General features: G+C 47.8%; 5 protein-coding genes. 1 reads left to right on the forward strand and 4 read right to left on the reverse strand.

Annotated elements, in window-relative coordinates; genetic code table 11:
- The first annotated feature begins 284 nt into the window (after positions 1–284).
- Positions 285–785 carry a non-heme ferritin-like protein gene (locus NMC31_RS25945; RefSeq protein ID WP_001752509.1) on the forward strand — a complete coding sequence of 167 codons (501 nt, stop codon included), beginning with the start codon at positions 285–287 and terminating at the stop codon, positions 783–785.
- A gap of 316 nt (positions 786–1,101) precedes the next feature.
- On the opposite strand, the gene NMC31_RS25950 is transcribed toward NMC31_RS25945, so the two are convergent.
- The 4 genes from NMC31_RS25950 to NMC31_RS26400 form a co-directional block, all read right to left on the reverse strand.
- Complete coding sequence (locus NMC31_RS25950; protein WP_074143888.1) at positions 1,102–1,494, reverse strand: transposase; 393 nt, start codon at positions 1,492–1,494, stop codon at positions 1,102–1,104.
- Between the two features lie 176 nt (positions 1,495–1,670).
- A complete protein-coding gene (locus tag NMC31_RS25955; protein WP_000780222.1) occupies positions 1,671–1,952 on the reverse strand; it encodes a helix-turn-helix domain-containing protein in 282 nt (93 codons plus the stop codon).
- Entirely contained in the window at positions 1,933–2,262 is a 330-nt protein-coding gene (locus NMC31_RS25960; RefSeq protein ID WP_000493286.1) for a type II toxin-antitoxin system RelE/ParE family toxin, read from the reverse strand. The genes NMC31_RS25955 and NMC31_RS25960 overlap by 20 nt, the downstream gene beginning before the upstream one ends.
- A 277-nt stretch (positions 2,263–2,539) precedes the next feature.
- On the reverse strand, positions 2,540–2,671 hold the full coding sequence (locus NMC31_RS26400) for a replication-associated protein RepA4 (RefSeq protein ID WP_487249805.1): 132 nt from the start codon (positions 2,669–2,671) through the stop codon (positions 2,540–2,542).
- Positions 2,672–2,962: the final 291 nt, after the last annotated feature.

Genomic DNA, 2,962 nt, shown 5'->3' on the forward strand with positions numbered 1-2,962 from the left:
CAACAGTGCCCCTAATCGTGTTCAGCAGAATAGCCGGAGGAAGTTTCCTACTGTCGATAAGAAAGGATTGGCACAGGGAGTGTGAATATCGAAACACCATCACAGAATAATGCCAGATAGAAATGCGATAGTAGGGTTGGATATTTAAATAAGGAGCATCCCGACTTAAAATGAATATGACTGCGTAACCAGGCGCAATAAAAAAAGCGAAAGAATCGCTTTTATTCTGGTTGTTTTTTCGAAGAGTGACCGTTTTCTGAGATGACAAGAAATAAGGAAGTCCTATGATCGCTAGCGGAATAGTTCAAAAACTGAATGCGCAAATGAATCAGGAGTTTTATACCTCAAATTTGTATCTTCAGCTCAGCCAGAGGTGCAGCGAGAATAGCCTTAATGGCACCGCACTATTTTTGCGTCATCAGGCGCAAAATACGGTGACGCAAATGATGCGCATGTACGAATACATCAAACAGAGCGGCGCCACGCCGGTGTTACAGGAGCAACACGCCCGGTGCGGTGAATTTTCCACGCTGGAAGATCTGTTTGAGCAGACGGTAAGCGATTACCAGAAGCGCATTAATGCGCTGACCTCTTTGACGGAAGACGCCCAGGCAGCAAACGATAAGTCAGCGATTAACTTCCTGAAGCGATACAGAAAAGAGGAAATCGTGGACGGGACGCTGTTGCAAATCATTCTGGATGAAGTCCGCAGCGCTAAAAAAGCGGGCATCAACATGCAGCAAACCGACCACTATCTGGTTGGCGTGATCGATCGCTATCACTAAATCAATTTCGCAGTACGAGGAGGTTTTACGCCTCCTCAGAAAATCTGTTTTACATCAGAAACAGAGGTTTATGCCAGTGAACATTTGATACCCAACACGTCATAGTGATTTTTTAACTTAGCGTTTTTATATCGTGCCAAAAATGTCTCTGCTTGTGTCTTTATATTAAGGAAGGTGCGAATAAGCAGGTCATTTCTTCCCAAGCTGACTCGCTGATTAAAATTTCGCGGATCTGGGCCGATTTTTTTCCCGCAAACACATCGAATCAGCCTATTTAGGCTATTTTTTCCACCATTTCTGGCGTTATTTCCGGTTTTTACTGAGATCTCTCCCACTGACGTATCATTTGGTCCACCCGAAACAGGTTGGCCAGGGTGAATAACATCGCCAGTTGGTTATCGTTTTTCAGCAGCCCCTTGTATCTGGCTTTCACGAAGCCGAACTGCCGCTTGATGATGCGAAACGGGTGCTCCACCCTGGCACGGATGCTGGCTTTCATGTACCAATGCTGCATGCAGTGAATACGCAGCATGGTCTCCAGCGGATAGGGCCGTCGGCCATTGCCCGCCTTGGGATAAAACGGCTCGATGACAGCGGTCATATTCTGCCATGGCAGAATCTGCTCCATGCGGGAGAGGAAAATCTCTTTTCGGGTCTGACGGCGCTTAGTGCTGAATTCACTATCGGCGAAGGTGAGTTGATGGCTCATGATGTCCCTCTGGGATGCGCTCCGGATGAATATGATGATCTCATATCAGGAACTTGTTCGCACCTTCCTTAGAAGTGACATTTCAACTTTGGAGAAACAGGTGACATTTTAAACTTGCTTTAACAAAATTTTGGGACTGACCGAAACAAAAAGGCCAGCCCCGGAGGGCTGGCTATTCAGTACAGGGCAATGACAGGTTTCTTGATGCCGCAGGCGTGAGCGTAGCGGGTCAGTGTGTCGATGCTGGCTTTGGTGATGTTGTTTTCCAGGCGAGAAATAACCGGAGGTGTAACCCCCATGCGTTCAGCAACCTGCGCTTTTGTCAGGTTGTCATGCTTGCGCCATTCAGCAAGCAGCTCCCTGAGCTTTTCCTTACGTTCTTCTTCCTGCCATGCAGCGCGATATTCATCGTCCTGCATCCACTCGTTATGCAGTTCTTTATGGCTTACCAGTTTCATTAAGTACCTCCGCTAACCGCTTTTTGGCGAGATCGATTTCTTTCGCTGGCGTTTTCTGTGACTTCTTGATGAAAACACGGAGCATGATGATGGTATTGCCTTTGTGGTATACCCAGATTCCCCTGGCTATGTCCGTCCCCATCGTGCGGATCTCAAAAAGTCCATCGCCCAGGGGCTTCGTGTCCGGCTCCCGCAGTAATCGGGCGTCATACTCCAGTTTGCCGATGAGACGGTCAAACTTCACCCTGATTTTTACGGGTAATGCTGTGGCTTCTTCCCTGGCTTCCGGGTGATAAACAACGCTAAACATGTGACCTCCCATTTCTATTAATATTAACCTATAGGCTAATTTCAGACAAGGTAGAATTAACCTATAAGCTAATTTTGTTGGCAGTTATCGTGGCTACCCGGTCACTACCCTGTTAGCGTGAGTTTTCGTTCCACTGAGGAACGGGGATTTATGCGCGTTAGCGCATGTAAGGCGGCAGGATGAAATGACAGGTAGCACCGAGGGTTAGCCGCCGATACCAGTGAGGGATCGAAAGGGATCGCCTATCCATCCCTTCACCCTGCAAAGCCATATTCCGCTAAAAGCGGCTCAGAGGCTTTTGTGCGCGGTCGGAGTGGTCACAACAAGGCGAAGCCGCAGTTGGGGCGTATCTCCGCGTTAGCGGGTCGTAAGAGCCGCTTACGAGCGTGTAAGCTAATTCTTCAGCGATATTTGCTGACGTATCCGGCGTGGCCGGATTTGTCCAATCCCTCGATGGCTAACAGGCGAGCTGTTAGCCATCGAGGGATTCCGTTCTGAATGCCCCGCGCTTTAGCGTGGGGAGCTACTTTTGAGGCGCTCGCGCCGATGCTGTTCGGTTATCCACTTTTTAAAGGGGATAACAGTAATGTCTTTTATTTTTTGGTTTATCTTTTAATACGTAAGTAATTAAAAGATAAACCAAAAGAGTATTTGCGCCATCTCGTTTGCACTTCATTATCACTTACCCACAAGCTATACA

Origin of the sequence: Pseudocitrobacter vendiensis, assembly GCF_943590815.1 — a bacterium.
GTDB lineage: Bacteria > Pseudomonadota > Gammaproteobacteria > Enterobacterales > Enterobacteriaceae > Pseudocitrobacter > Pseudocitrobacter vendiensis.

Excerpts from the sequence above, each read along its gene's own strand:
- NMC31_RS25950 (WP_074143888.1), bottom strand. The coding sequence starts at position 1,494 with ATGAGCCATCAACTCACCTTCGCCGATAGTGAATTCAGCACTAAGCGC.
- NMC31_RS25960 (WP_000493286.1), bottom strand. The coding sequence starts at position 2,262 with ATGTTTAGCGTTGTTTATCACCCGGAAGCCAGGGAAGAAGCCACAGCA.
- NMC31_RS25955 (WP_000780222.1), bottom strand. The coding sequence starts at position 1,952 with ATGAAACTGGTAAGCCATAAAGAACTGCATAACGAGTGGATGCAGGAC.
- NMC31_RS25945 (WP_001752509.1), top strand. The coding sequence starts at position 285 with ATGATCGCTAGCGGAATAGTTCAAAAACTGAATGCGCAAATGAATCAG.